This window comes from Listeria grandensis FSL F6-0971, assembly GCF_000525835.1.
Lineage (GTDB): Bacteria > Bacillota > Bacilli > Lactobacillales > Listeriaceae > Listeria_A > Listeria_A grandensis.
This window is the reverse complement of sequence record NZ_AODD01000053.1, coordinates 1-2,595: the sequence shown is the minus strand read 5'-3', so window position 1 is coordinate 2,595 and position 2,595 is coordinate 1. Positions and strand designations below refer to the sequence as shown.

Annotated in this window: 3 protein-coding genes; all 3 read left to right on the top strand. The window is 43.1% G+C overall.

Annotated features, from left to right (window positions below; translation table 11 throughout):
• Positions 1–339 (top strand): LptA/OstA family protein (locus tag PGRAN_RS17055; protein WP_206537385.1); only part of this gene is annotated, 339 nt, incomplete at its 5' end.
• Positions 327–1,595 (top strand): oligosaccharide flippase family protein, encoded by a 1,269-nt coding sequence (locus PGRAN_RS15310; RefSeq protein WP_036068559.1) that lies wholly within the window; start codon positions 327–329, stop codon positions 1,593–1,595. The genes PGRAN_RS17055 and PGRAN_RS15310, both read left to right, overlap by 13 nt.
• 1 nt (position 1,596) lies before the next feature.
• On the top strand, positions 1,597–2,595 hold a 999-nt coding region (locus PGRAN_RS15305), incomplete at its 3' end, for a CDP-glycerol glycerophosphotransferase family protein (RefSeq protein WP_051998697.1).

The window sequence follows — 2,595 nt, the reverse complement described above, 5'->3', positions numbered from 1 at the left end:
TTTACGAAAGCAGAAAGAGTGATGTACGTTGGAGAAACGTTTTTCAAAAGAAGGTATCGTAAAGGCTCGATTATGCAAAATAATATCTATGGTAGTCGTGTTTCGTATGATTCCAAGCGCCGCGTCATTCAATTATTACATCAAGAAATGCAGAGGAAAGAAGTAACGAAAGAAGCAAAGCGATTTTTGCGTCAGCGCCGAAATGTATTATACGTAGATAGCCTCCATTATGATAAGGCACTTCGCGTGAAAACCCCTTTCAGTAGATGGGTAAGCTATCCCTTGGCAGCACGAACATGTATACGACAAGTATGGAAGAGGAGTAGATGGCAGAAGTGATGAAGACGAATAAAAAACGATTACTCCAAAACACTTTATTTTTATACATGCTGACATTCTCGGGTTATTTCTTTAGCTTGATAACGGTTCCGTATCAAACGCGGATATTAGGACCAGAGTTCTATGGGAAGGTTGGATTTGCGATTGCGATGATGACTTATTTCCGATTAGTGATTGACTTTGGTTTCATTTTATCCGCTACAGCAGATATATCCCAACATCGTGAAAATAAGCAGGAAGTCGCGAACATTTATACAGCAGTCATGCAGGCAAAAGCGATTTTGACAGGGCTGAGTTTGATGGTACTTCTAAGTATTTGCTATATAGTTCCCATGTTACGACAAGACCTGCCTTTATACGTATTGACGTTTGCATCCGTTGCAGTTAGTGCGTTTTTACCAGATTTTCTATATCGTGGATTAGAGACGATGAAGCGTATCACCGTTAGAACGGTTGCAATTCAAGCCTTCTTTGTACTCCTGATCTTTCTTTTTTTGAAACATCCTCAACAATATTACTTCGTGCCACTTTTTACGCTGATAGGTAATGCAGTGGCCCTCTTATTCGCACAGGTTCACGTATGCTACAAACTGAAAATTAAGTTCGTTCGACTGGAAAAAGGCTATTTGGCCAATACCATTCGTCAATCAAGCCCCTTCTTTTTTTCACGTATTGCCGCGACGATGTATCAAGTGACCAACACATTTTTTCTAGGGTTGGTGTACTCGCCGAGTAGTGTGACAGTTGGGATGTATGTGGCCTCAGATCGTCTCGTTGGCACAGCGAAATCAGCATTTACACCGATTGCGGACAGTTTATATCCATACATGGTTAAACATCGTGATTTCCGCTTACTCAAGAAAATTATCTGGAGGATCATGCCACCAGTCATCGTTGCCTGTATCGTACTAGGTATGTATGCGCATGAATGCATGTCCTTCTTTCTTGGGAAGGCGTTCTACGAGGCTGGCTCGACCTTGCGCATCTTACTGCCGATTGTCGCCATGACCCCCCTTGTGTACATGTTAGGATTTCCAACGCTGTCACCAATGGGGCTCGCGAAACACGCCAATTTGTCTACGATTATTTCGGCAGTTGTGCAACTCATCGGTTTGTCCACTTTATTCTGGACGGGTATGTTCACGGTAAGCAGCTTATGTTTCATTACGGTTGTATCACAGTTTACGGTGCTTCTCTACCGTGCGATTATCGTTTGGAAAAACCGTCATATTTTCTCGGAAAAGGAGCCGACCTGACATGCTTTCAAAACTTACACACATCCTACGTCTACTAAAAATGCGATGGACGTATGGAAATTATGCGTACTACTACTGGTTTTTGCCACTTCAAGCGAATAAAATTGTTGTCTCGGTCCACTATGGTCGCGGATATAGCGATAGCCCCAAATATATTGTTGCGGAGCTTTTACAACATGGTTTTGATATTGTCTGGCTCGTACGAGAAGACCAGGAAAGCTCCCTTCCAGCAGGCGTTCGGGCGGTAAGGTACGGTTCAAAACAAGCGCTTCGGGAACTGGCGACAGCAAAAATCTGGTTAGATAATTGCCGACAAAAATACAGTCCACCAAAACGACGAAAACAAATGTATATCCAAACTTGGCATAGCCCGCTTCGTCTAAAAAAAATCGAAAAAGATGCAGAAAATCAGCTTCCTATCGCATACCTTGATCGCGCGAAACGAGATGCTAAAAAGTGTGACTATATGCTTGCAGGTTCGGATTTCAGTCGCGCTATGTATCAAGCTTCCTTCTGGTTTGACGGGGAAGTGTTGCCAGTAGGAACCCCACGATGCGATTTACTTTTAAATAAGAATCCCGCTCTTCATCAGAGCGTGGCGGATTTCTTTCAAGTGGCCTCCACGACAAAATTTGCCCTGTATGCCCCAACATTTCGGCAAGAAGCGAGTTTATCCGTTTACTTGCAAGAGTTTACCGAAGTGAAACAGGCGTTACAAGATAAATTTGGCGGGGATTGGAAAATCCTCATCCGGCTGCATCCAAATGTAGCTAAGTTAGCAGATGATATGGTTTATGACGAAGATGTACTCAATGCGACGTCGTATCCAGATATGCAAGAGCTTCTAGCCACAACAGAACTATTGATTACTGACTATTCCTCCAGCATGTTTGATATGGCGCTAGCAGGAAAGAAAGTAATCTTGTATACGCCAGATTTAACGAGCTATCTCCGCCAAGGAACGCACCTTTTACTTCGATTTCGAGGAGCTACCATTTTC